This window comes from Pseudoalteromonas denitrificans DSM 6059, from assembly GCF_900112265.1.
Classification (GTDB): Bacteria; Pseudomonadota; Gammaproteobacteria; order Enterobacterales; family Alteromonadaceae; genus Pseudoalteromonas; species Pseudoalteromonas denitrificans.
This window is the reverse complement of the sequence record NZ_FOLO01000047.1, coordinates 1-25,244: the sequence shown is the minus strand read 5'-3', so window position 1 is coordinate 25,244 and position 25,244 is coordinate 1. Positions and strand designations below refer to the sequence as shown.

Below are 25,244 nucleotides of genomic sequence, written 5' to 3'. Positions count from 1 at the left end.
AATCAAAAACAAATATCTCAACTGTCTTTTAATGAGCTATATCAAGACATATCACCTGAAACAACTTTATTAGCGAGTAAAGTTAAGCTACTTATTTGTGACATAGATGGTGTGTTTTCTGATGGTCGTATTTATTTAGGCAATCAGGGTGAAGAGCTCAAAGCATTTAATACCAAAGATGGTTTTGGTATTAAAGCTTTAATAAATTCAGGTATTGAAGTTGCAGTAATCACAGGTCGACAGTCAAATATAGTAAACACCAGAATGCAAAGTCTTACTGTGAAATATATCTATCAAGGCCAAGAAAACAAACTTATTTCATATCAAAAACTCAAAGATGATTTATCATTAAATGATAATGAAATTGCATATATTGGTGATGATGCACCTGATTACCCTGTCATGTTAAAAGTTGGCTTTGCTGTAGCGGTAAATGATGCGCATCCTATCATAGCCCGTATAGCCGATTACAAAACCATGCTACCTGGTGGCTTTGGTGCGGTAAGAGAATTAACAGACTTGTTAATGCTGTCACAAAATAAACCCCTATTATGTGAAGGCACTAGTGCATGAACCTCGCAAGGCTAATTTTAAGCGCGTTATTTATTAGCATTATGCTATGGTTATGGTATCCCTATCTCACAGCAGACAGCAAAAAGTCAGATATTACACCTGAAATTGAAGTATTTCCGGACTATACTGCAAATGCTCTTAAACAAACTGTTTTTGACAAAAAAGGAAACATTAGCCATAAAGTAACAGCAAAAAAAATGGAATTATATCAAGACTTAGGTTTTACACATTTCACAGAGCCCACTTTTACTTTATTCTCTGAAAGTGATATCTGGACCATTAGCGCTGCCGAAGCAACTTTGTATGAAAATAATGACGATAGAAAATTGATTTTAGAGCAAAATGTTATTGCAATTAATCAAAACCCAACGTCTATGGTTCAAAAAATAACCACTGAGCAAATAGAAGTTTATATTCAGAATTCAACCATGCATACTGATCACCTAACTAAAATGATAGGACCTAATTTATCCATTTCAGGTAAAGGTCTAAATGCTAATTTAAAAAATGAAACACTTGAATTAATAAACCATACACAAACCATCTATGATGACCAAGAATATTATGAACAATAAAATGATTTATAAAAAAAGATTTCTGATAGCAGCATTGGCTTTAGTCACCAACTTCACTGTACATGCAAAAGAACTAGTGGGCAAAGTGGCAATTTCTGCAGATACACAACAAGCAGATTTAAAAAGAAATATTGTAATATTCAAAAATAACGTTGATATCTACCATAATGATAAAAATATTAAAGCTGATTTATTAGAAGTTCACAGACGAACTGAATTAGGAAAAGAAAAACAATTGTTGATAGCAACAGGTAACCCTGCAACTTTCAGTGGCAAACTAAAAGATGGTAAGCCAGTAACTGCAAGTGCTAAAAATATTCGTTACGATGTAGCAGCGGGAACTTTAACATTTAATGGAAATGCAAAAATAAACCAAAGCGGTCAGTCTATGAGTGCAAAGACGATTGTTTATGACCATAAACAGGAGTTGATTACAGCAAATAAAGATAAAGGCTCAGATCAAAGAGTTCATACGATACTGACACCGGTGAAAAAAGATAAGCGACCTGTAAAAAAAGAAGAAAAAGATAATACAGGTAATAACTAATGAGCTTATTACAAGCAACACAATTAGCTAAGAGCTACAACAGCAGACAAGTTGTCAAAAACGTTAGCCTAGAAGTAAAAGCCGGTACCATAGTTGGGTTATTGGGCCCCAATGGTGCAGGTAAAACAACTTCTTTTTATATGATAGTCGGTTTAGTCCCAAGCGATAAGGGCACGATCAAAATAGATGAACAAGATATAACTTTACAACCTATGCACAGTCGAGCTCGTATGGGGATAGGTTATCTGCCTCAAGAATCTTCAATTTTCAGAAAACTAACTGTTTCTCAAAATATTATGGCTATTCTAGAAACAAGGAAGCACCTCAATAGGCAACAAAGAGAAGATGCGTTAAATAATTTATTAGATGAATTTAATATTTGCCATATTCGAGATAGCCAAGGTATGGCATTATCAGGAGGTGAACGCCGCAGAGTTGAAATTGCGCGTGCTTTAGCCGCAGAGCCTAAATTTGTCTTATTAGATGAACCTTTTGCTGGTGTTGATCCAATTTCAGTGTTAGATATAAAGAAAATTATTCAACATCTAAAGAATAGAGGCATTGGTGTTTTAATTACAGATCACAATGTTCGCGAAACTTTAGATGTATGTGAAAAAGCCTACATAGTTTCACACGGGGAGCTTATTGCTTCTGGAACTCCAGAAGCTGTTTTAGCAGATCAAACTGTTAGAGATGTTTATCTAGGTGAACAATTTAGGCTATAAAAACTATTAAAAGAAATATGAGCTATACTCGAAGATAAGTTAAATCGGGTGTATTAAATTTAGATTTTATAAGGATTGTTATAATTTAATGAGGCAATCACTACAGCTTCGTCTTGGGCAACAACTAACAATGACACCTCAATTGCAGCAGGCTATTCGCCTATTGCAATTAAGCACGTTAGATCTCCAGCTAGAAATACAAGAGGCTCTTGAAAATAACCCACTTTTAGAATTAGACGAACCAGATTTAAATGCTGAAGAAAAATCTTTAACTGATAAAAATGACAGTTCAGACAAAAACTCAGAGCATGAAGAGCCAACTCCTACAGCTGAAGTTGAAATGGAAAGCTCTGAAGCTTTGTCACAAGATACACTCACAGATGAACTTGCCATGGATGTTAGCTGGGATGAATATGTCAGTGCTGCACCAGTCACTTCAGCAGGCCCTGCACCTGATGATGATTTTGCGTATCAAGGTAGTACAAGTGAGTCCTTACATGACTATTTAATGTGGCAATTACGCCTTACTCCATTTAGCCCAACAGATGAAGCCATTGCAACCGCAATCGTAGAGGCCGTTGATGAATCAGGCTATTTAACTGTTAGTACAGAAGATATTCTGGATAGTTTAGGCAGTGAAGAAGATATTGAATTAGATGAAATAGAAGCTGTTTTAAAACGAATTCAAGTATTTGACCCTATAGGGATCGCAGCAAGAAGCTTGTCAGAATGTTTATTGGTACAACTTAATCAATACGATAAAGCAACACCTAAGCTAGCCGAAACAAAACATATACTTAAAGAACATGTTGAATTGTTAGGGGCTCGCGATTATCGCGCCTTAATGAAAAAAACAAAATTAAAAGAGCCAGAGCTAAAACAAGTTATGGATCTCATTCATAGCTTGAACCCAAAACCTGCTTCAAGTATTGTAAAAGAGCAAACTGAGTATGTGATCCCTGATGTTTCGGTAAAAAAAATAAAAGGTCGCTGGGTGGTTGATTTAAATTCTGACACTATGCCTAAAATAAGGGTAAACAACCAGTATGCTTCGATGACTAAAACATTAAGTTCATCAAGTGCAGATAACCAATTCATCAGGTCACATTTACAAGAAGCAAAGTGGTTTATTAAAAGCATCGAAAGCCGCAATGATACTTTATTAAAAGTGTCTAATTGCATAGTCATGCAGCAACAGGCATTTTTTGAACACGGCGACGAAGCAATGAAACCTATGGTGCTAAATGATGTAGCTGAAATGGTAGAAATGCATGAATCAACCATTTCTCGTGTTACCACACAAAAATATATGCATACTCCTCGGGGTATATACGAATTAAAATACTTTTTCTCAAGCCATGTTAGTACTGAGAATGGAGGGGAGTGCTCTTCGACAGCGATAAGAGCACTCATTAAAAAGCTAATAGCTGCTGAAAATCAGGTAAAACCTTTAAGTGATAGTAAGATAGCGGATATTTTAGCTGAACAAGGAATCAAGGTGGCCAGGAGAACGATAGCAAAATATCGTGAATCACTGTCCATTCCACCGTCAAATCAGAGAAAATGTTTAATCTGAGACGTAAAACAGAAGGAAAATGCTTATGCAATTAAATTTAACAGGTCGTCATGTAAATATAACAGATCCATTAAGAGACTATGTAACAACCAAATTTGCGAAGCTCGAAAGGCATTTTGATCATATTAATAATGTACATGTCATATTAGACATTGAAAAACTTTCTCAAAAAGCAGAGGCAACTTTACACGTAAATGGTGGTGAACTTTTTGCTACCTCTGCACATGAAGATATGTACGCCGCAATAGATAGCTTAATTGATAAGCTAGATAGACAGGTTATTAAACACAAAGAAAAACTAGCCAGACATTAAACATGATTAATTTATTTTTATCAAAGGACTGTACTAAAGCTGCAGTCCTTTTTCATAGTAAAAAAAGAATACTAGAATATATTAGTCAGGTTGCTCATCAAAAGTTACCTGAACTTTCTGAGCATGAAATTCTCAATTCATTATTAAAAAGAGAAAAGTTAGGTAGTACAGGAATAGGCAAAGGAATAGCACTCCCTCATGGAAGATTATCTAATATAGAACAAACTCTCGCTATTTTAGTTGTAAATGAGGAACCTATTGCATTTGATGCAATAGATGATCGCCCTGTAGATATTTTTATTACTTTATTAGTACCTGATGTACAATGTCAAACTCATTTAAAGACCTTGGCAGCAATAGCTGATAAACTTAAAGATAAACAGTTTTGTAAAAAACTACGTAATGCACAATCAGATCAAAATTTATATGACATAATTGCAGACTAAATTTCACAAAGGCATTAATTCCGTTCTAATTTGAAATAGCATTATAATTAACTAAGTATAAGGAAAGTTTCAGTGCAACTTATTATTATTAGTGGTCGCTCAGGGTCAGGAAAATCAGTTGCTCTACGTGTATTGGAGGATTTAGGTTATTATGCTGTTGATAATATACCAGTAAACTTACTCTCTTCATTAGTTAGAAGTGTTTCCGACAACTACGATAAAATAGCCGTCAGTATTGATGTTCGAAACTTACCTAAAGAACAACAAGAATTTAATGAAATTCTTAATTATTTACCTGAATTTGCAAAACCTATCCTATTTTATTTAGACAGTGACGAGCACACATTAATAAAGCGCTTTTCAGAAACTCGCCGTTTACACCCTTTATCAAAAGATGATCTACCTTTAGACCTTGCGATTAAACAAGAAAAAAAATTATTAGAAATATTAGTGACAAATGCTGATTTCATTATTGATACAACAGATTTAAGTGTTCATCAATTAGCTGAATCAATTCGTGAAAAAGTACTAGGGAAAAAAGATAAACAACTCATAATTACATTTGAATCTTTTGGTTTTAAATACGGAATGCCAAAAAATGCCGATTATGTTTTTGACGCCCGCTTTTTACCCAATCCGCATTGGGAGCCTGAATTAAAACCACTTACAGGGTTAGACCAACCCGTAAAAGATTACTTAGCAAGTCATAGCATAGTGCAAAAATTTATTTGGCAAATACAAACTTTTCTACAAACCTGGTTGCCACACTTAGAGCGAAATAACCGAAGCTATCTAACAATAGCAATAGGATGCACAGGTGGAAAACACAGATCTGTTTATTTAGCACAATGTTTATCTGACAGCTTTTCTCGAAGCCATAAAAATGTAAAAGTACGCCACCGAGAACAAGAAAAAAATGGTGATTGATGCATTATCAAGATACTTTTTTAATTGAAAATAGATTAGGGCTTCATGCAAGAGCAGCCTCCGTTCTGGCACAACTTGCACTTTCATTTGATGCGAAAGTAACGCTACAACAAGGGGATAAAGAAGCCGATGGCGATAGCGTACTCGCTTTAATGTTACTAGAAGGCGCTCAAGGTAAAGAAGTTAAAGTAACTTGTAGTGGCCCAGATGCAGAGCTTGCCCTAAAAACCATAGGTGAATTAATTGCTAATAAATTTCACGAACAAGAATAATTAACACTTATATAAAAGAAACCACTATGCCTGAAGCTTTAGAGCAAGATTATACACAAAAGCAACTGCTGGAAGTTAATAAAGCGCTCAGTAGTGGCATGTTTGTGCATGTTCGACGCATGTTAGCACATATGGCAGACTGTGATATAGCGCTCTTAATCGAATCATCGCCCTACAAAGGGCGCGCAGTGCTATGGCAACTAGTAGACCCAGATGTGCAAGGGGAAATTCTAGAAGAACTCTCTGAAGATGTACGTAGCGGTATCATTGCACAAATGGATCCAACACTTATTGCAGCCGCAACAGCAGATATGGATGTTGATGACTTGGCTGAAGTTTTACGCAGCCTACCTGATGCCGTATATCAAGAAGTAATAGGTTCAATGGATAGCCAAGATCAAGAAAGAGCAACCTTAGCACTTTCTTATCCAGAAGAATCAGCTGGTGCTTTAATGAATACGGATACTGTAACTATCCGCCCAGATGTCACCATTGATGTTGTTTTACGATATTTACGCATTAAAGGTGAATTACCTGAAGCGACAGATGAGCTTTATGTCGTAGATAAAAATAACCAATTCCTTGGCGGTGTTTCTTTAGCATCACTATTAACAAGTAACCCAGGTTTAACAGTTCGTTCTATAATGGAAGATGAGTATGAATCTATCCCTGTCACCATGGATGAATCTGAAGTTGCACAGTTATTTGAACGCCACGATTGGATTTCAGCACCTGTATTAGATGAAAATCAACATTTATTAGGCCGTATTACCATAGATGACATTGTTGATGTTATACGTGAGGATGCAGAACATAGCATGATGAGCATGGCGGGTTTGGATGATGAAGCAGATACCTTTGCTCCTGTTGTTAAAAGTACACAACGTCGCTCTCTCTGGCTAGGAATTAATTTGATTACGGCTCTGAGCGCTGCTTTTGTAGCTAGCTTTTTCGAGTCGACTTTAAGTATATTGCCTATTTTAGCGGTATTAAACAGCATAGTTCCTTCAATGGGTGGTGTTGCAGGTAATCAAACTTTAACTTTAGTTATCCGTGGTATGGCCGTCGGTCATATCAACTCAGCGAATCAAAAGTCTTTAGTTTATAAAGAACTCGCTATTGGCGCACTAAACGGTTTAATTTGGGCCATACTAATTGCTTCAGTAGTTGCACTGTGGCAATGGGACTTTAATTTAGGTTTAGTGATTGCGTTCGCCATGTTTATGAACTTATTAGCTGCTGGCATGGCCGGAGCATTTATTCCATTATTATTGAAAAAAATGAATATAGACCCAGCATTAGCCGGGGGAGTAATTTTAACAACAGTGACAGATATTGTCGGTATTTTTGCCTTTTTAGGCACTGCAACTTGGCTCTTAATTTAAACTAAGGCCAATATGCTTATCAAATTATCTTGGCATATTGGCTAAATGGTTATTCGCCTGAAACCTGCATTTGTTCAACCAAAATTGAACCTGTTTGCACACTGCCTCTTAAATCAATATCAGAACCTATGGCAGTGATACCTTTAAATATGTCTTTAAGGTTACCTGCTATCGTAATTTCACTAACAGGATATTGAATCATACCATTTTCAACCCAAAAACCTGCCGCACCACGAGAGTAATCACCTGTGATAATGTTTACACCTTGTCCCATTAACTCAGTAACCAGTAAACCAGTTCCCATGGTTTTTATAAGTTGCGCTAATTCTCCATCAGTACTTTTAACCAACCAATTATGAATGCCACCAGCATGACCCGTTGAAGTCATATTTAGCTTACGTGCAGCATAACTTGCCAGTAAGTAAGTTTGTAACTCCCCATTTTTCAAAATGGTGCAATCTTGAGTTCTAACACCTTCACTATCAAAAGGCGAAGAAGCCATGCCTTGTAATATATGTGGCTTCTCTTCAATATTTACCAGTGAGCTGAAAACCTGTGTGCCTAAGCTATCTAATAAAAAGCTCGATTTACGATACAAAGATCCCCCACCAATAGCAGAAACTAAATGACCAAATAAAGAGCTGGCAATATCAGCTCTAAAAATAACAGGCATTTTACCCGTTTTAAGTTTTCGACTATTTAATTTAGCTAAAGTTTCAGTTGCAGCTTCTAGACCTACTTCATTCGCTGTTTTTAATTTATTTTGTAAACGAGAGGTGGTATATGCGCTATCTCGCTCCATTTGCTCACCATCCTGACCAATGACCATACAACTTAAACTATGCCGTGTACGTGGAAAACCTGAAATTAAGCCATGACTATTACCATAAACTCTCAATCCTTGATGACTTGAAAAACTGGCACCATCTGAATTAACAATACGAGAGTCTGAGTTTAAAGCTGCCTCTTCAGCTTGTTTACAAAAATCAATTCCTTGTTCTGGTGTCACTAACCAAGGGTGGTATAAATCTAAATCTGCAGGGGTAAATTCTAATAACCCCTTATCCGCCAAGCCATTAAAAGGATCTTCAGATGTATATTTAGCAATTTCGATCGCCTTAGTAACAACTAAATCAAGTGCTTTAGGACTAAGATCAGATGTTGATGCCGAGCCTTTTCTATTGCCCACATAAACACTGATCCCTAAAGCACCATCTTGGTTAAACTCTATCGTTTCAACTTCACCCAAACGGGTAGATACAGATAAACCAGACGTGCTGCTCATAGCAGCTTCGGCCGATGTCGCACCTAATTTTTTTGCTTTTTCTAATACTTGTGCAACAGCAGTTTCAACTTCAGAAATTTGTTTAAATATAGGGTCTAGATTATGTTTCTCACTCATGTAAATAACCAATAATGCGAATAAAAATAATAAACTAAGCATAACATACGCTAAGTTTTATTTTAATGATTAAGCACTTTATATAAGTGCGATTAAACCAAAGTGCTCATCATAACTTAACCAGCCACATTCAAGTGGCTTGGATAAATAACAATGATATACTATACGCTTATAAATCTAATTATTTAAATAGTGTAGAACATCATGGCCAGAAAAAAACGCGACCCTGAATTAGAAGAAGAAATCATTTACGTCTCTAAAAGTGAAATCAAACGTGAGGTACAAGAACTTCATAAGTTAGGCATGGATTTAGCTGCGCTTTCACCTAAGGCTCGTCAGAAGGTACCATTAAATGAAGAACTTGAAGCTGCTATGTTATTGGCCGATAAATTGAGCAAGAAAAAAGAGTCTTATCGACGTCACTTAAATTACATAGCAAAACAATTGCGTTTAGCCAGTGATTTAGAAGCCATAAAAAAAGCAATGGATGTTATAGGTAATAAAAATCAGCAAGCATCTGTTATTTTAAATAAATTAGAGCATACCCGAGACCAAATAATTGAGCTTGGTGATGAAAAAATTAATGAATTACTTGAACAATATGATAATTTAGACAGACAAAAATTACGCCAATTAACTCGACTAGCTAAAAAAGAAGTAGAACAAGAAAAGCCAGCAAAGGGTTATCGCGAATTATTTCAATACTTAAAAGAATCTATTCTAAAGTCTTGAAATAAATAAAAAAGGATTAACAATGAAATCAATAAAACTTTCTTTTGTATTTTTTACAAGTTTGCTTCTATCTGCTTGTAATGGCTCATCTGGTGATAATGAAGTGCCCGTTATTCCAGACCCAAATGCCCCCGTTATTATGGCACTATCAATGTTAGATGAAAATTGTCAGTTACTTGCAACACCCAGTATTACAGCAGGAAAGTCTTTTTGTATTCAAGCAAAACTTATTAAAAATAATACAGCAGTCACAAATACAACAGTAAATTTCGATGCTCCTTTAGGTTCACTTTCAGTCACATCAAAACTCACAGATGCAAATGGTATTGCACAAGTTTTACTTAATAGTTCAGTAACTGATTTAGGTTCTTCAGACTTAACCGCAACGGCATCTGATGTTTCTGCTACGACTAGCTATGAATTTTTGAAAAGCAATGAACCAGATCCTAATGCACCTATTGAAATTACAATTTCAGTATTAGATGAAAATTGCCAATTACTTGCCACACCCAGTATATATGCAGGTAAGTCTTTTTGTATTCAAGCAAAATTATTAAAAAATAACATTGCAGTACCTAATACTTCTGTAAGTTTTGATGCACCTTTAGGTTCACTTTCTTTAGCATCTAAACTCTCAGATACAAACGGTATTGCACAAGTCTTACTTAGCAGCCTTGCAACAGACTTAGGTTCTGCAAATTTAACAGTAACAGCTTCCGATATTTCAGCAACAGCCAGTTATGAATTTTTGAAAAGTAATGAACCGGATCCAAATGCCCCCATTCAAATATCTGTAGCTATATTTAATGAGCAATGTAATCCTGTGAATTTACCTAGCTTTAATGCTGGTGATACAGCTTGTATTAAAGCGAATATAGCCAAAAATAATGAACCAGTGTCAGGTCTCGCAATTACCTTTGACGCTCCTTTAGGTAGTTTACGTCAAACATCAAAGCTAAGTGATAAAGACGGCAATGCAATTGTCTATCTCGATAGTGATACCTCATCCGTTGGTGCTTCTACTTTAACTGCAACTTTAGAACAAACAAGCGCCACGATTCAATATGAGTTTATTAATAACGATACAGGTACGCCCACTTTACCTCAAATAAATGTAAAAATGCTTAAAAATGGCATTGCAAATAATCAATTTAAACAAGGAGAATCTGTACAGGTTGAAGTAGTACTTACAGACTCTGATAGCTTGCCTCTAACCAATCAAATTGTTAAATTTACCGCTGAGTCGGGAAGCCTAGATGCAAGTTCTAAACTAACAAATCAAGAAGGTATCACACAAGCCACATTAACTGCTGCAACTGACAACCTAGTCGGTGCAGCTGTATTCACCGCAAGTTATACCTTGGCAGATCAAAGTCAAACAATTAGCCAGCAATTTAACTATCAAGTTTTAGATGCAGATATTATTGATAGACCAAAAGTAAGAGCCGGACACTTTGATCAAAATGGTGTATTTGTTGAAAGTTTAATAGGTGTCACTTTAACAAATAAAGATACAGATGGTAGTGTTACTTTAAGTGCTGGCGGTACTATAGGTTTAAAGGTTGCACTCATTGATGAAAATGATAATCGCATATTAACACCCACATCAATTACTTTTACGTCGAACTGCGTTTCTAATCAACAAGCTAAAATTGATGAACAGGTATTAACAATCAATGGCGAAGCCAGAGCGACTTACGAAGATTTAAGTTGTGCGGGCTCAACCGGTAATCAAGACCAGATCATAGCGACCGTTTCTGGTAGTGCAGAAAATATTACTTTAACACAAACTGTTAACTTGCAAGCTGAGACTTTAGGCGCAATAGAGTTTGTTTCAGCTGAACCTGATTCAATCGTTTTGAAAGGAACAGGAGGGCAAGGTAAGCAAGAGATTTCAACATTATCATTTTTAGTAAAAGGAAAATTAGGCAATCCTCTTGCACAGCAAGAAATTCTATTTTCTTTAGATACTGTTATTGGTGGATTGAACATCAGCCCTATCAGTGCTTTTACTAATTCACTTGGGCAAGTTAGCACTAAGGTAACTTCTGGTAATGTACCTACGGTTGTCAGAGTAACAGCTCAGGCTAATGCTACTGACTTAGAAGGCAATGCCTATTCTATTTCAACCCAATCAGACTTGTTATCTGTTAATACGGGGTTAGCCGACCAAAATAGTATTACCTTAGCAACCACAAATCACAATCCTGAAGGCCATAACCGAAATGGTGAAGAGGCCACTATTACGGCCTGGTTAGCTGATAGTTTTAATAATCCAGTTCCCGATGGGACCACAGTTAACTTTACCACTGAAGGTGGACAAATTTCACCTTCATGTCAAACCACAAATGGTTCATGTTTTGTAAAATGGAAAAGTGCCGAACCTAAAGTCTTCAATCATAGGATCACTATCTTAGCTACAGCGATTGGACATGAAACCTTTTTTGATACTAATGGTAATAATGTATTTGATAATTCAGATGGTGAACCTGTTGTAGATACTGATGTTTCAAGTGGTTTTGGGCGCTCAGAATACCTCGCTTCTGGTTTTATTGATATGCCAGAGGCTTGGAGAGATGACAATGAAAACAATATCAGAGATCCTGGTGAGTTATTTATTGATTTTGAGCGTGATAGTCAATACGACGTAAATGACGACAACTATACATCACAAGATAGCAAGTTTAATGGTCCTCACTGCATCAGCACGAGTAAGTGTGGTGAAAATATAAGTAAAACGATAAATGTTCGCAAAGCATTAAAAATGATCATGGCCTCGTCAGATAGTAATTGGTCTTTATATGAAAAAGGACAAGCAAAACCTATAATATCTAATTATTCTCCTGAACAGGCTTCAGGCACTATAAATAGTATTCAAAGAAATGCATCAAAAACCTATCAACTGTTTTTCTCAGACACAGCTTTGCAAACAATGCCATCAGGTACAACCGTCAGCATTACCGCGAGTCAAGGGGAAGTTGCAGGCAAAATTAATTATACGGTGCCCAATACTATAGGTGCCGTAATGCCTTTAGCTCAAGCAGATAAAAACACAATCACCATTTCTGAAGCAATATCAAAATCAGTTTATGGAGGTTATTTAATGGAGTTCACAGTTACAAATAACTTAACTTCAGCGGCTTTACCCCCATCAATATTAAACTTTACAATATCTAGCCCATCAGGAATACTTTCGGGTTCTAGTATTACGATCCCTTTTGTAGAGCCTTAGTAAACTAAAAGCCCGCTAAATAGCGGGCTTTTAAACAAGTTAGCAACCTTTATATTATTAATAATAACTTAAGCCGTACCGCCTACAGTTAACATATCAATTTTCAAACTAGGTTGACCAACACCAACAGGTACGCTTTGGCCATCTTTTCCACACACTCCAACACCTTTATCTAAAGATAAATCATTACCAACCATCGATATTTTCTGCATAACTTCTGGTCCATTACCAATAAGGGTTGCCCCTTTGATAGGTCGTGTGATTTTGCCATTTTCAATTAAATAAGCTTCAGAGGCAGAAAATACAAACTTACCAGAGGTGATGTCAACCTGACCACCACCAAAGTTGGGAGCAAATATTCCATTTTTAACACTCGATATAATGTCTTCCTGTGTACTATGACCCGCCAACATATAGGTATTTGTCATTCTAGGCATTGGAAGATGAGCATATGATTCTCTGCGGCCATTACCTGTAGGTTCAACGCCCATCAATCGAGCATTAAGCTTATCTTGCATATAACCTTTTAAAATACCATTTTCAATTAAGACATTATATTGTCCTGGAGTGCCCTCATCGTCTATATTTAGTGAACCTCGCCTGTCATGTAATGTGCCATCATCAACTACAGTGCATAATTCAGATGCCACTTTTTGACCAACTTTACCACTAAAAGCTGAAGCTTCTTTACGATTAAAGTCACCTTCTAGCCCATGACCAACAGCTTCATGTAATAAAACACCTGGCCAACCAGAGCCTAAAACAACTGGCATTGAGCCTGCAGGTGCATCAATAGCTTCAAGATTAACTCTCGCTTGACGCACAGCTTCTTCCGCATACTCCATCCAACGAGGTTTATTATTTATAAGCTCAAAGAAGTAGCCATAATCGAGTCTTGCTCCACCACCAGCACCACCACGTTCACGTTTGCCATTTTTTTCTAATAAAACAGAGCAGTTCAAACGAATCAAAGGTCTAATGTCTGTCGCAAAAGTACCATCACTGGCAGCCACTAATATCTCTTCATATACAGCCGATATTGAACTAATAACCTGCTCTGCTTCTGGTGCAAGCTGACGAATATAACTTTCTATTTGATGTAACAGTTCAATTTTTTTTTCATCTGTCAGACTATTAATGGGGTTGACTGGTGCAAACTGAAGTTGATGTTTTTTATCTGTAAAGATTTGTATTTTTTTACTCTCTCCAGCTTTCGCAATACTTTTTGCTGCATTTGATGCTTGGGTTAAAGCTTCTAAATTAATAGCATCAGAATACGAAAACCCAGTTTTGTCTCCACTTACAGCCCTAACACCCACCCCGCGCTCTATATTATATGAACCTTCTTTAATTAGGCCATCTTCCAACATCCAAGTTTCGTTATAACTCGATTGAAAATAAAGATCGGCAAAATCTACGTTATTCTGATGAATAAGTGTTAATGCCTTTGTTAGATCGTCTCGAGATAAATGACTATCTCGTAATAAGTTATTTTCTACTTCAGTTGTCATGTATTAACTCTTTTATTCAATTAATAAGTATATAAATTGCCAAAAAATAAATGCGATTAGTCAATTGTTATTGTAGTTGCAACTTTGACTCTGGCAATTCTGGTGTCGGTTTTGCTGTTTGCGGTATTTCCACTTCTCGACTTTTACGTCCTAATTCAGTTACAACCGGTTCTACCATAGTGCCACTGATCTTAAATTTAATTTCGGAAATAACCTTTGCTGAATGTAATACTTTATCTATCGCTAAAGCTGCAAGTCCAGTTACAGGGTTAACCATCCATGCGACTATAACAGGAATACTTGAAGTTACCTCAGGTGAAACAGATAAATTATAATTAAGCTCTTGGGTAATTAAATTAGCATAGCCATTAATTGCAACATCTGCAGGTACGCCATCTACTTTTGTATTTTTGGTGCTAGCAATGCCATTATTTAAATGCATATCACCTTTAATGCTGTTATAGAAAAAACCTTTCGCAAACACGTCTCTGAAATCGAGCTTAAGTTTACGCACTAAAGAATCTAAACTGAGTAATGAAAATACCCTAGCTCCCCCGTCACTCACTTCAGTTAAGTGTCCTTCAGCTAAACTCCATTTTATATCTCCAGATAATGTATTAACATCAAATTCATAAGGAAGCCCTTGCCAATTTAACTCAAACTCAGCATTAGCTTTTGAATCTTTAATTGAAGAAGTAAAATTATATTCATCAAATAACTCCCCTATGTCCTTACTCGTAAAGTGCCCTTTAATATCTGTTTTTTTGTTTTTCCATATACCTTTAGCTGTGAACTTATGCTTGTCTTTATCTAAAATAAAATCAGACATTTGAATTCCATTTTCTATAGGATCTAAGTTAATTGTCACTTTATCTAACTGGTAATCATCAACCCTACAATCTGCACATTTAAAACGAATAGCTGGTAATGAAGTAAGCCATTGCGTATTTTTTATTGGTTCTTTTTCTATTTCACTTTTAGTTTTATCAGGTAAATTAAAGCGTAGGTAATCTGTCTCAATATAAATTGGCCTTTGCGCCAAAACTTTAGGAATACTCACCTGTGCTCTAAGCTCTTTAGCCATTATTTTTAATTGTGTACTTTGAGCAAAGTTATCTAATTTAAAATCAAGTTGATTAAATAAAGCACCAAAAAAATCAACCTGAGAAATTTCACCTTTAATTTGCTTTAAAGATGGAAAAAAATTAGAAGATTCACCTTCATTTATATTTTCTAATAGATGGTCTATAAAAGGGATCCAGGCCGACATATCCGCTTTATCTAGATCAATGCTGACATCAAAGTCTGAAGCATTTAAACCCAAATCACTTTTACCTATGATTAAATGGGCATTTGTCATGCTTGCAGTTTTATTTTCGATAATACTATTAAAGTAAAGTTGATTATCTAAATTCAAAGTGATCAGGTTAGAAATTTCATCACCTCTAACGACCCCTTTAAATGGCTTTTTTTTGTCAGCTTCTTTATTAAATGGTACTGGTAATAAACTCGATACGCTTTCAAGTGAAGAGGTTATTTCAGCTTGATAATGAAAACCCGTATTTGGTAGGCCTAATTTAAAATCAACTGATAAAGGTATAGACCCAGCTAAATAACCTTGCATTAAACCTGAACTTTTGGATAAGACATTTTCGACATTCCAATTTGCCATAGCCTTGGCTGTCAATGAGTACTCTTTATCTGTTTGCTCACCTGATATTGATAAATTAATAGGTAAATCTAGCCAAGTTCCCATAATATTTGGTAAACGGATTACATCATCATTAAAGGTTAACTCACCAGCAACATTATCTAACCTAATACCTGGTGTTGTGATATTAACATCCAGATTATTAAATACGACTCGACCTGAAGTGATCACTTCAGGTTCAGATAAATTTACCCTGAGATGTGTTAATCCAACTACGTCCCCTTCGACTTCAACAACTTGGAGAACTTCACCGATAGAAGCTGACAAAGGTGTTTTTGCAAAAAAAGGTTGCAATATTTGTGCGTTCACTTCAGTGTTAATTATAACATCTAGCCATTCGGATATTCTTAAATCATCAATACTAACAGTCACACCGTCATGTAAAGACAAGTTTTCCAACTTCCCTGAACGACTCACAATATCCATGCGTTCACGATTAAAAATTAAATCAACATCTAAATTAGTTATACTTGGCCAGTCTGGTTGAAATTTAAATTGAGCATCAACTATCTTTGCATTTACTGCAAAGTGGCCACTATTGTTTTCATATGGATAATCTTCAAATGAACCATGCCATAGCACTTGTGCTTGTTCAATTTCACCATCGATAATCGCTGAATTCAAATAGTCTATAGTCCCTTGAGGCATATACCCATTCGGATAATATTGTTTTGCCAATATTGCTTTAGGGCCTTTTAATTCAGCATAAAGACTCATAGAAGGTACATCAAACAAATTTATTTTAAACTCTGCCGCTAAGCTCAAATCTTTGTTGTGTAGCCAAAGATCTTCGCTCTTAATTTGCCACTTATTATTTACTTTAAATAAAAAAGCTGTGAAATCGAGTTGTTCATAAGCAACATCTTGCGGAAATAAACTCCCTGTAAACAACTTACTTTTTTCCGAATGTAAACTGACAATACCTAATGATTGATTTAAATTAATTTCTAATTCGAGTTCTTCCATTCCCGGAACATCTTGATATTGCTCCCAACCAAAATGCTTACCCTTAGCCGAAACCTGCCATTGTTCATCACTATTAAAGTTAATAAATAAACTACTAACAAGCCCTTTAGGCGATCGTGAAAGCAAAGGTATTAGACTTTCATTATCAGTTAACTGAAATAGCTGGGAAAGCATTTTAAAATCTAAATTAACCAATTTTCCTTTATATTTATTTCCACTATTAATAAGCTCAAAATTCATTTTTGGCCACAGTATTTGATTACTACTCATCTCTATGTCAGATGAATTTAATCGCCAACCATCTGAGGTAGGTTTAAACTGTAGTGCACCAGAATTTATAGCAAATTTTTGGTTCGAATTTTTAAACCCCCAACTTAGTTCACTTTGATGCCACTCTAGCTGGATTGTTTTAAACATGCCTTTATCAATGCGAGACCAAGCCTCAAAATTAATATTTGAAGCTATCGGCGTAACTTGCTCGGCAATCGTAGAAGATAACCAAGGTGTAATATTAAGGTTATTAGCAACTAAATATAACTCCCCAAAGGCATTTTTAAATTCAGTGCCATATAAATCTAAAATTAAGTTTAATGAACTTTCTGAAATTCCAGGTAAACGAATAGTTCCCTGCCCTTGATGCTTTTCATTTTTATTGTGCCAAGTTAAATTTTGTAGCTCAACTGTACGATGTTTTCTATCACGCATAATAACTTCAATAGCGCTATTTTCTAGGGCAAAATGACCAATTTCACCTAAGAATAAACCTTCAAATAAATCCAATTGATTGTTTGAACTATCACTGTCATTTTGTTGTGATGAATTGATTAACTCAGGTAAATCTATATTTGCTTTTAATCCATCTAAAACAAAGTAGCTAGACCTAAACTGACCATCAAGTAATGTTTGCCATAAATTAACATGCAAGCGTGTCTGTTTTATTTCAAGTTTAATTGGAGATAAACTATTTGATTGAAAAGAAATACCATTTAATTCTAGCGCAGGCCCTTTACCCTCCCATCCAGCAGAGATATTCTCAATAGATAATTCCACATTAAATTTTTCAAAAATAAGCTGTTCAAAATGAGACTTATAGTCATTTGCATGAGGCAAACTATATTTTAAAACTGAAATAAGTACGGCAATTAGGACCAAAGTAATAGCAAAAAACTGCCAGATTTTTCGGGCACAAAAAAAACAAAAGCGCCCAATTGTTAAGCGCTTCTCTTGCTTGTGTTCTTTGTTGCGCACAATTATTTTTTGCACTACATCATCACCACATCAAACTGCTCTTGGTTGTATAATATTTCTGTTTGAATACTGACTGGTTTTCCTATAAATAGTTCAAGTTCAGCTAAATTATGATACTCATCATTTTTTAGAGCCTCACTTACAGCGGGTGAAGTATAAACAACAAATTTAGCCGCATCATAAGCTCGGTTAACACGAACTATTTCTCGTAAAATTTCATAACAAACTGTTTCTGTCGTTTTTAATGCGCCACGTCCTTGGCACGATGGGCAAAAATCACACAAAATATGTTCTAAGCTTTCACGGGTACGCTTGCGTGTCATTTCAACTAAACCTAAAGCAGAAAAGCCATGAATGTTTGTTTTGGTGCGCTCTTTTGATAAACCAAAATCCAGAGAGTGCAAAACGCGCTTCTGATGTTCATCACTTTGCATATCTATAAAATCTATAATGATAATGCCACCTAAGTTACGTAATCTAAGCTGGCGCGAAATAGCATGGGCAGCTTCAATATTTGTATTAAAAATAGTTTCTTCTAAATTTCTATGTCCAACAAATGCGCCAGTATTTACGTCTACTGTAGTCATAGCTTCTGTTTGATCAAAAATCAAATATCCACCTGATTTCAATTCAACTTTACGTTGTAAAGCTTTTTGAATTTCATTCTCAACATCAAACAAATCAAAAATAGGACGTTCACCAGGATAGTATTCAAGTTGCGTTGATAATTGTGGTACAAACTCTTCGGTAAATGCTTTTAACTGTTGATATGTCAACTTAGAATCAACTCGGATCCTTTCCATATCTTCACCAACATAATCCCTTAATGTTCTAAAGGCTAATATTAGGTCTTCATGTAAAATACCTTCTTTACGTGTTTTACTTCTTTTTTGATTGATTTTTTGCCAAAGTTTCTTTAAAAATTTTGCATCGTGAGCAAGTTCAAGTTCGGAGGCACCTTCTGCAGCTGTGCGAATAATAAAGCCCCCCTCATCATCATTGTATTGTTTCACAATGTTTTTCAAACGAAGCCTCTCTTCATCTGTTTCAATTCTTTGACTCACACCAACATGTTTAGCATCAGGCATAAAAACTAAATAACGAGAAGGTATGGTGATGTCAGTGGTTAAACGAGCTCCTTTTGTGCCTAAAGGATCTTTAACTACTTGCACCATAATCAGCTGACCTTGGCGAACTAAGGTACGGATATCTTGAGTTTTTTTCACATTTGATGCTGCAACGCCCTCAACAATAGAGGTACTGTTAACAATATCGGAAGCATGAAGAAAAGCGGCTTTTTCTAATCCTACATCTACAAATGCTGCTTGCATGCCTGGTAAAACTCGACTTACCTTTCCTAAATAAATGTTACCAACAATGCCTAAGTGACTTTGCCTCTCTAACTGAATTTCTTGTAAAACACCATTTTCAATTAACGCAACCCGGCTTTCACTTGGCGTGATATTTATTAATATTTCAGAACTCATGATTTATTCCAAAAATGAGATAATAATTGTTCGGTTTCAAATAAAGGCAAACCGACTACAGAGAAATAACTGCCACTTATATGAGTTACAAATCGTCCTGCGAAGCCTTGAATACCATAACTTCCAGCCTTATCTTTAGGCTCATTTGTGTGAATATAGTCTATTATTTCTTGTTCAGATAATGTTTTAAATGTGACATTTGTTATTACGAGTTTACTTAAAACTTTTTTCTCGCTTGCTAATGCAATTGCTGTCATAACTTGGTGTGAACGCCCAGATAAACTTTTTAACATGCTTTTTGCGTGGATATCATTTTTTGGTTTACCCAAAATTTTGTCATCTAAGACCACGATAGTATCTGAGCCTAAAACAGGGCGGTCTTTATAACCTAATTCAACCGCTGTTTGTGCTTTTAAGCATGCTAGTCGCACAACACACTCTTCTGGAGACTCTTGTTTAATATGTGATTCATCGACATCTAAGCTAAACTGCTCAAACTCAACATTTAATTGTTTTAATAACTCTTTACGTCTTGGTGAAGCCGAAGCTAAATATATTTTATTTTTCATTATCGGATCCTAAAGTGACGTCGATATTTTCTAAGCAATAAAAAGATCCAAACCCAAGATAAAGAACCAGTTAAAACAGGCCATAAATATTGCGGTAAAAAATATATATCAATTAAAAAGTGGCTCACCCAAAATTGAAGCAGGTGATATAAAGCTAAAAATAACGCAATTAATAAAGATTGCTGTGGCACTGAGTAATTTCTAATTTTTTGATAATTACTTGCTGTAATATAAACTAGGATGGAATAAGTTAAAGAGTGCACACCCAAAGGAGAACCTATCGCTAAATCCATGAGTAAGCCAATAAGCCATGCAGTACCAATATTTACTCTATGTGGTAATGCCAAAGACCAATACATCAATATAAGTAAAACCCAATCAGGCTGAAATGGTTGTAATTCTCTTGGTAAAGGAATTAAAGCAACGACAAGAGCGACAAAAATTGATATTAGAATCAACCAAAAATGCCTATTCATCTTTTTTTTCAACCTTAACCTGCTGAGACCACAATAAAACAAGTAGACGAATTCGATCTAACTGCGCGATTGGCTCCGCATATACTTTAGCAAAAGGTTTACTCTCATCTCGTTCAATTTTAGTGATAGTCGCAACAGGAAAACCTTCGGGGAAAAGGTCACCTAAGCCTGAACTTACTAAAATATCGCCCATCCTGATATCCATACTATGCGGTACATGAGGTAATTCAACCTGATTTAATTTCCCGACGCCTTCAACAACCGTTCTAACGTTATTTCTTAATACACGAACAGGAATAGCGTGTGTATTATCCGTCATGAGCAATACCCTACTTGTTGTAGAGCCAACTTGTACAACTTTACCAACAATACCTAAATCATCAACAACAGCCTGACCTTCAATTACATTATCAAGAAAACCTTTGTTAATAACAACCTGTTGACTATAAGTGTTTGAATGAATAGATAATACTTTTGTAACTATTTTTTTTGTTTCTGGTTTTGCTGTCGAATTTAGTAAGGCACGTAACTTTGAATTTTCATTTTGAAGAAATTGGAATTGTTGTAATTTTTCATTTAGTAATAATTGTTTTGTTTTTAATAGGCTATTTTCAGCTAACAGCTGCTTTTTACTCTCTAAATTTTGAGAGCTCCAACTTAAAAATTCAGAAGGTATATTTGCAAAGTAAAATAACGGGCTCACTAAAGTGTTTAAACTTGTACGAATAGTTGAGGCACCTGAAGTATATTTGTCCCCAACCATTAATATCCCACTTAAAACAACTGCGATGACTAATCGCAGCTGTAAAGAAGCATTTCGTCCAAAAAGTAAATTCATTAATCGTAGCTAAAGACGTCACCGCCATGCATATCAATCATTTCTAATGCTTTACCACCACCACGCGCAACACACGTTAGAGGATCATCAGCAACAACAACTGGAATGCCTGTTTCTTCCATCAATAATCTGTCTAAATCTTTTAATAATGCGCCACCACCAGTCAATACCATACCATGGGCTGATATATCAGAAGCGAGTTCCGGTGGTGATTGCTCTAAAGCAACCATAACAGCACTTACAATTCCCTGAAGAGGTTCTTGTAAAGCATCCAAAATTTCATGTGAGTTAAGTGTGAAAGATCTCGGCACACCTTCAGCCAAATTACGACCACGAACTTCAATTTCCTTTGCTTCATCAGTTTTAAATGCAGAACCAATTTCATGCTTAATACGCTCCGCAGTTGCTTCACCGATCAAGCTACCAAAATTGCGACGAACATAATTTATAATTGCTTCATCAAATTTATCTCCACCTATACGAACAGATGACGAATAAACAATACCATTAAGTGAAATAATTGCGACTTCAGTTGTACCACCACCGATATCAACAACCATAGAACCCGTTGCTTCAGAAACAGGTAAGCCGGCACCTATTGCAGCAGCCATCGGCTCTTCAATTAAATAAACTTCCCTTGCACCCGCTCCCATAGCCGATTCACGAATTGCGCGTTTTTCAACTTGGGTTGCACCACAAGGAACACATATTAAAACTCTAGGGCTTGGTCTTAAAAAGTTATTATCATGAACTTGTTTGATAAAATGTTGTAACATTTTTTCTGTAACATAAAAATCTGCAATTACACCATCTTTCATTGGGCGAATTGCTTTTATGTTACCAGGGGTTCTACCCAACATTTGCTTAGCTTCTGTACCCACAGAAGCAATACTTTTTGGACCACCGGGTTTATCATGACGAATTGCGACAACAGAAGGTTCATTTAATACAATTCCCTGCTCTTTTACATAAATCAGAGTATTCGCAGTCCCAAGATCTATAGATAAATCATTAGAGAAAATTCCTCGAAGCTTTTTAAACATAAAGCAGGTTGATCCTTGTATATTATTATTTTATTTACTGGGTTAACTTTACCAATGCCCTTATAATAGGGCAAGAATAACTAATCATTGTTATTAATTAATTGAACTTTTATGAGTAAAGTTTCGCGTTATATTTTATAAAAAAAATGCAACAATTGAAATTAGCTTTTAAACTAAAAAGGAAACTACTTTTCCCCTTTAGTTACCTTTCGCTTACTAATCTAAAACCAATATAATTAGCTCTAAAATCTCTTGCCAAAATTAAACGGGTTGAAGCTCTTGCGAGGCTGGGAGCAAAGTTCCATGAACCTCCTCTTACAGCAACATCTGATTGACCTGATGTTTTTTGTGTCCATTCCCATACATTGCCAACCATGTCGTATAAACCAAATTGGTTTACAGCAAAAGAACCAACAGGTGCTGAACTTACATTTGACCAACTACTACCACACCAACCACAATTTGCCAAATTAGAACCAATATCATTACTCCATGAATAATCTGTTTCTGTTCCGCCCCTGGCTGCATACTCCCACTCAACTTCATTTGGTAAGCGATATTCATTTCCCGTTTTTTCAGAAAGCCATTGTGCGTACTCTTTAGCGTCATTATAAGTTAAGCAAACAACCGGAAAATCATCCTGCTGTGCATAACCTGGATTTTTCCAATTTAAAGATGATTCCCATACAGGCTCACCATTTAAGTAATGCGCACAGCCTTTGCCAATTTCAGCTTCTGTAGTGTAATTTGTTTCACTAACAAAAAAATCAAACTGGGAAACAGAGACTTCCTTTTCATCCATAGAAAATGAACTATTTAGTGTTTTTTTTAAAACAGGCTTTTCATTGGCCAAACCGTTGCCTGTAATATCACCCATATTAAAACTTCCAGCCGGGATCACCACCATATTAGAGGAGGGTAAACCATCAAAAGTATTATTAATTATGGTCTCGGATTCTAAAACTTCATTTTTTTTTAGCAACTTTACTCTTAATGTTTGAGCTTTATTTAAATTTACAGTCCCTTTATATGGTTTATAACCTAATTTTCTAACTTCAATGTCATGTATACCCAAAGGTAATTTTGTTACTAAACGAGTTGAACCAAAGCTGACACCATCAATAAAAACTTCATCATCATGTACATTTGATCTTAAAGTTAACTCAAAGTATCGATTTATTTCTTTTTTTTTAGAAGCATCTTCTTCAAAAGAACCTGATTCAACATAAGGTTCAGATATTACGACAACTTCAGAAGCTTTAACTTTATTATTAGGCTGGCTTACCTCTGGCTCATATACACTTTGATAAGTAGTCAAATAATCACTACAAAAACGATTATCAAGATTCAATAAGTGACATAATCTACTATTATTTACATCACCACGCATAGTCACACTTAGGTTTACGTCATAATTACCTTGACCGCTAAATCCACTTTTAACAATATGGCTATTTAAAACTTTAACTTTAGCTCCAGACGAACTGCGCTTTGATTCAACTAAACGAATTTCAGTTAAATTAGAAAAAACTTGATCGAGAAAGCGTTTTGTTGCTTTTTTCATACCTAAGTTTTGACCTCTTTTTTCACAAGCAGCTAAAGTTTCTGTGCGTTTACAATTAATCGTGTGATTAATTTCTAAAACACCATCACGAGTAAATTCATTTCTTAATCGTTCAACTCGCGCTGAATTTTTTTGTTCTTTAAGCCCTTCAATTGTATTTAGTAAAGCATGTCGGCTTATTCTTATCTGTTCAATATCTCTGCGATGTGCTGAAATTGCGGCCAATTGTATCGCTATGTCTTCTTTATTCTTTTTATGCGAGTTAACTGCTTTTTGATACCGAAGTCTAACATCGGTAATTTCTAAGGAGGGATCTTCTATCATTCTTCGATAGACGTCATTCATTGCATCCAAAGCTTGTTTTTTTTCTTTTTCTAGTTTATTTGAACGTGCTCGTAGTAAATCTAATTGATGTTGTTGCTGACTTTCTTCTTTTAAATGTTTATTTAGAACATTAGAAAAGCTATCAAACTCAGTTTGTTTAACCGCAATTTCATTTTTTATTCCTGCAACTGAATTTACATTCTGTGCATTAGAATTAAATGTCAGCAAACTTAATGATATTAAAAGAGACAAAGGTGTTAATCGCATATATTTCATTCCTAAACGGCCTGTTCTTGCTCATTTTTATCTTATTATTTTATGAACTTCTAATGCTATTTATTTGCAGGGCAAAATACAAGCATTGTTCCACTATTAGTTGAAGTTTCTATAATTATTGACGAATAAAGATCTTAATTTTTCATTTTTTTATAAAAACTCTAAAAATAAAAGTTTTTATATCAGCTCTATGATGAAATGAATTAATTTGATTCTCATATATTTTCTAAAATACAAAAACAAAAAACCCGACACATTGCTGTATCGGGTTTCTCTTATTAGGAGCCTGGCGATGTCCTACTTTCACATGGGAAACCCCACACTATCATCGGCGCTGTTTCGTTTCACTACTGAGTTCGGCATGGAGTCAGGTGGGTCCAAAACGCTATTGTCACCAAGCAAATTCTTTTCATCTTGCTTTGTTCTTGTTTTTGTCTTTAATAATTCGGTCTGCTGATACAGATATCGTAAAAATTCTCTACTTTAGTTAACACTAACTTCTTGCTTGTCACTATCACACAAACCA

General features: G+C 35.5%; 21 protein-coding genes and 1 rRNA gene. 12 read left to right on the top strand and 10 right to left on the bottom strand.

Features of this window, described 5'->3' with window-relative positions:
• Positions 1-21: 21 nt before the first annotated feature.
• The 10 genes from kdsC (at position 22) to mgtE (ending at position 7,339) form a co-directional block, all read left to right on the top strand.
• Entirely contained in the window at positions 22-573 is a 552-nt protein-coding gene (gene kdsC, locus BM088_RS20510) for a 3-deoxy-manno-octulosonate-8-phosphatase KdsC (protein WP_091989238.1), read from the top strand.
• Positions 570-1,148, top strand: coding sequence for an LPS export ABC transporter periplasmic protein LptC (gene lptC, locus BM088_RS20505; protein ID WP_091989168.1), 579 nt, complete (start codon positions 570-572; stop codon positions 1,146-1,148). The genes kdsC and lptC overlap by 4 nt, the downstream gene beginning before the upstream one ends.
• A complete protein-coding gene (gene lptA / locus BM088_RS20500) occupies positions 1,138-1,695 on the top strand; it encodes a lipopolysaccharide transport periplasmic protein LptA (protein ID WP_245763881.1) in 558 nt (185 codons plus the stop codon). The genes lptC and lptA overlap by 11 nt, the downstream gene beginning before the upstream one ends.
• On the top strand, positions 1,695-2,420 hold the full coding sequence (gene lptB, locus BM088_RS20495; RefSeq protein ID WP_091989165.1) for an LPS export ABC transporter ATP-binding protein: 726 nt from the start codon (positions 1,695-1,697) through the stop codon (positions 2,418-2,420). Before lptA ends, lptB begins: the two co-directional genes overlap by 1 nt.
• 88 nt (positions 2,421-2,508) lie before the next feature.
• Positions 2,509-3,996 (top strand): RNA polymerase factor sigma-54, encoded by a 1,488-nt coding sequence (locus BM088_RS20490; RefSeq protein WP_091989163.1) that lies wholly within the window; start codon positions 2,509-2,511, stop codon positions 3,994-3,996.
• Positions 3,997-4,021: 25 nt separating this feature from the next.
• Positions 4,022-4,309, top strand: coding sequence for a ribosome hibernation promoting factor (hpf, locus tag BM088_RS20485; protein WP_091989161.1), 288 nt, complete (start codon positions 4,022-4,024; stop codon positions 4,307-4,309).
• Between the two features lie 2 nt (positions 4,310-4,311).
• On the top strand, positions 4,312-4,755 hold the full coding sequence (gene ptsN, locus BM088_RS20480) for a PTS IIA-like nitrogen regulatory protein PtsN (protein WP_091989158.1): 444 nt from the start codon (positions 4,312-4,314) through the stop codon (positions 4,753-4,755).
• A gap of 72 nt (positions 4,756-4,827) precedes the next feature.
• Entirely contained in the window at positions 4,828-5,682 is an 855-nt protein-coding gene (gene rapZ / locus BM088_RS20475; RefSeq protein ID WP_091989156.1) for an RNase adapter RapZ, read from the top strand.
• Positions 5,682-5,954 (top strand): HPr family phosphocarrier protein, encoded by a 273-nt coding sequence (locus tag BM088_RS20470; protein ID WP_091989153.1) that lies wholly within the window; start codon positions 5,682-5,684, stop codon positions 5,952-5,954. Before rapZ ends, BM088_RS20470 begins: the two co-directional genes overlap by 1 nt.
• A gap of 26 nt (positions 5,955-5,980) precedes the next feature.
• Complete coding sequence (gene mgtE / locus BM088_RS20465) at positions 5,981-7,339, top strand: magnesium transporter (RefSeq protein ID WP_091989151.1); 1,359 nt, start codon at positions 5,981-5,983, stop codon at positions 7,337-7,339.
• 49 nt (positions 7,340-7,388) lie between these two features.
• On the opposite strand, the gene pmbA is transcribed toward mgtE, so the two are convergent.
• Complete coding sequence (gene pmbA / locus BM088_RS20460) at positions 7,389-8,741, bottom strand: metalloprotease PmbA (RefSeq protein ID WP_091989232.1); 1,353 nt, start codon at positions 8,739-8,741, stop codon at positions 7,389-7,391.
• A gap of 204 nt (positions 8,742-8,945) precedes the next feature.
• Here pmbA and yjgA point away from each other — a divergent pair, with 204 nt between their 5' ends.
• Together yjgA and BM088_RS20450 are read left to right on the top strand one after the other, a co-directional pair.
• Positions 8,946-9,473 (top strand): ribosome biogenesis factor YjgA, encoded by a 528-nt coding sequence (yjgA, locus tag BM088_RS20455; RefSeq protein WP_091989148.1) that lies wholly within the window; start codon positions 8,946-8,948, stop codon positions 9,471-9,473.
• A 22-nt stretch (positions 9,474-9,495) separates the two neighbouring features.
• Positions 9,496-12,705 carry an Ig-like domain-containing protein gene (locus tag BM088_RS20450; RefSeq protein ID WP_245763880.1) on the top strand — a complete coding sequence of 1,070 codons (3,210 nt, stop codon included), beginning with the start codon at positions 9,496-9,498 and terminating at the stop codon, positions 12,703-12,705.
• 68 nt (positions 12,706-12,773) lie between these two features.
• Here the strand turns inward: BM088_RS20450 and tldD are convergent, their stop codons facing one another.
• The 9 genes from tldD to rrf form a co-directional block, all read right to left on the bottom strand.
• Positions 12,774-14,216, bottom strand: a complete 1,443-nt coding sequence (tldD, locus tag BM088_RS20445; protein ID WP_091989145.1) for a metalloprotease TldD — start codon at positions 14,214-14,216, stop codon at positions 12,774-12,776.
• 67 nt (positions 14,217-14,283) lie between these two features.
• Complete coding sequence (locus BM088_RS20440; RefSeq protein WP_091989142.1) at positions 14,284-18,156, bottom strand: YhdP family protein; 3,873 nt, start codon at positions 18,154-18,156, stop codon at positions 14,284-14,286.
• A complete protein-coding gene (gene rng / locus BM088_RS20435) occupies positions 18,156-19,628 on the bottom strand; it encodes a ribonuclease G (protein ID WP_091989139.1) in 1,473 nt (490 codons plus the stop codon). Before rng ends, BM088_RS20440 begins: the two co-directional genes overlap by 1 nt.
• Positions 19,625-20,197 (bottom strand): Maf family protein, encoded by a 573-nt coding sequence (locus BM088_RS20430; protein ID WP_091989135.1) that lies wholly within the window; start codon positions 20,195-20,197, stop codon positions 19,625-19,627. Before BM088_RS20430 ends, rng begins: the two co-directional genes overlap by 4 nt.
• The gene (mreD, locus tag BM088_RS20425) at positions 20,197-20,673 is read right to left on the bottom strand and encodes a rod shape-determining protein MreD (protein WP_091989132.1); all 477 of its coding nucleotides are present in this window, start codon (positions 20,671-20,673) and stop codon (positions 20,197-20,199) included. The genes BM088_RS20430 and mreD overlap by 1 nt, the downstream gene beginning before the upstream one ends.
• Positions 20,666-21,511, bottom strand: coding sequence for a rod shape-determining protein MreC (gene mreC / locus BM088_RS20420; protein WP_091989129.1), 846 nt, complete (start codon positions 21,509-21,511; stop codon positions 20,666-20,668). Before mreC ends, mreD begins: the two co-directional genes overlap by 8 nt.
• Entirely contained in the window at positions 21,511-22,554 is a 1,044-nt protein-coding gene (locus BM088_RS20415) for a rod shape-determining protein (RefSeq protein ID WP_091989126.1), read from the bottom strand. The genes mreC and BM088_RS20415 overlap by 1 nt, the downstream gene beginning before the upstream one ends.
• 202 nt (positions 22,555-22,756) lie before the next feature.
• A complete protein-coding gene (locus BM088_RS20410; protein WP_091989123.1) occupies positions 22,757-24,709 on the bottom strand; it encodes an SUMF1/EgtB/PvdO family nonheme iron enzyme in 1,953 nt (650 codons plus the stop codon).
• A 293-nt stretch (positions 24,710-25,002) separates the two neighbouring features.
• Positions 25,003-25,117, bottom strand: a 5S ribosomal RNA gene (rrf, locus tag BM088_RS20405).
• Positions 25,118-25,244: the final 127 nt, after the last annotated feature.

Coding starts and splice junctions, on each gene's coding strand:
- lptC (WP_091989168.1), top strand. CDS start 570: ATGAACCTCGCAAGGCTAATTTTAAGCGCGTTATTTATTAGCATTATG.
- lptA (WP_245763881.1), top strand. CDS start 1,138: ATGAACAATAAAATGATTTATAAAAAAAGATTTCTGATAGCAGCATTG.
- lptB (WP_091989165.1), top strand. CDS start 1,695: ATGAGCTTATTACAAGCAACACAATTAGCTAAGAGCTACAACAGCAGA.
- BM088_RS20490 (WP_091989163.1), top strand. CDS start 2,509: ATGAGGCAATCACTACAGCTTCGTCTTGGGCAACAACTAACAATGACA.
- hpf (WP_091989161.1), top strand. CDS start 4,022: ATGCAATTAAATTTAACAGGTCGTCATGTAAATATAACAGATCCATTA.
- ptsN (WP_091989158.1), top strand. CDS start 4,312: ATGATTAATTTATTTTTATCAAAGGACTGTACTAAAGCTGCAGTCCTT.
- BM088_RS20470 (WP_091989153.1), top strand. CDS start 5,682: ATGCATTATCAAGATACTTTTTTAATTGAAAATAGATTAGGGCTTCAT.
- mgtE (WP_091989151.1), top strand. CDS start 5,981: ATGCCTGAAGCTTTAGAGCAAGATTATACACAAAAGCAACTGCTGGAA.
- pmbA (WP_091989232.1), bottom strand. CDS start 8,741: ATGAGTGAGAAACATAATCTAGACCCTATATTTAAACAAATTTCTGAA.
- yjgA (WP_091989148.1), top strand. CDS start 8,946: ATGGCCAGAAAAAAACGCGACCCTGAATTAGAAGAAGAAATCATTTAC.
- BM088_RS20450 (WP_245763880.1), top strand. CDS start 9,496: ATGAAATCAATAAAACTTTCTTTTGTATTTTTTACAAGTTTGCTTCTA.
- tldD (WP_091989145.1), bottom strand. CDS start 14,216: ATGACAACTGAAGTAGAAAATAACTTATTACGAGATAGTCATTTATCT.
- rng (WP_091989139.1), bottom strand. CDS start 19,628: ATGAGTTCTGAAATATTAATAAATATCACGCCAAGTGAAAGCCGGGTT.
- BM088_RS20430 (WP_091989135.1), bottom strand. CDS start 20,197: ATGAAAAATAAAATATATTTAGCTTCGGCTTCACCAAGACGTAAAGAG.
- mreD (WP_091989132.1), bottom strand. CDS start 20,673: ATGAATAGGCATTTTTGGTTGATTCTAATATCAATTTTTGTCGCTCTT.
- mreC (WP_091989129.1), bottom strand. CDS start 21,511: ATGAATTTACTTTTTGGACGAAATGCTTCTTTACAGCTGCGATTAGTC.
- BM088_RS20415 (WP_091989126.1), bottom strand. CDS start 22,554: ATGTTTAAAAAGCTTCGAGGAATTTTCTCTAATGATTTATCTATAGAT.
- BM088_RS20410 (WP_091989123.1), bottom strand. CDS start 24,709: ATGCGATTAACACCTTTGTCTCTTTTAATATCATTAAGTTTGCTGACA.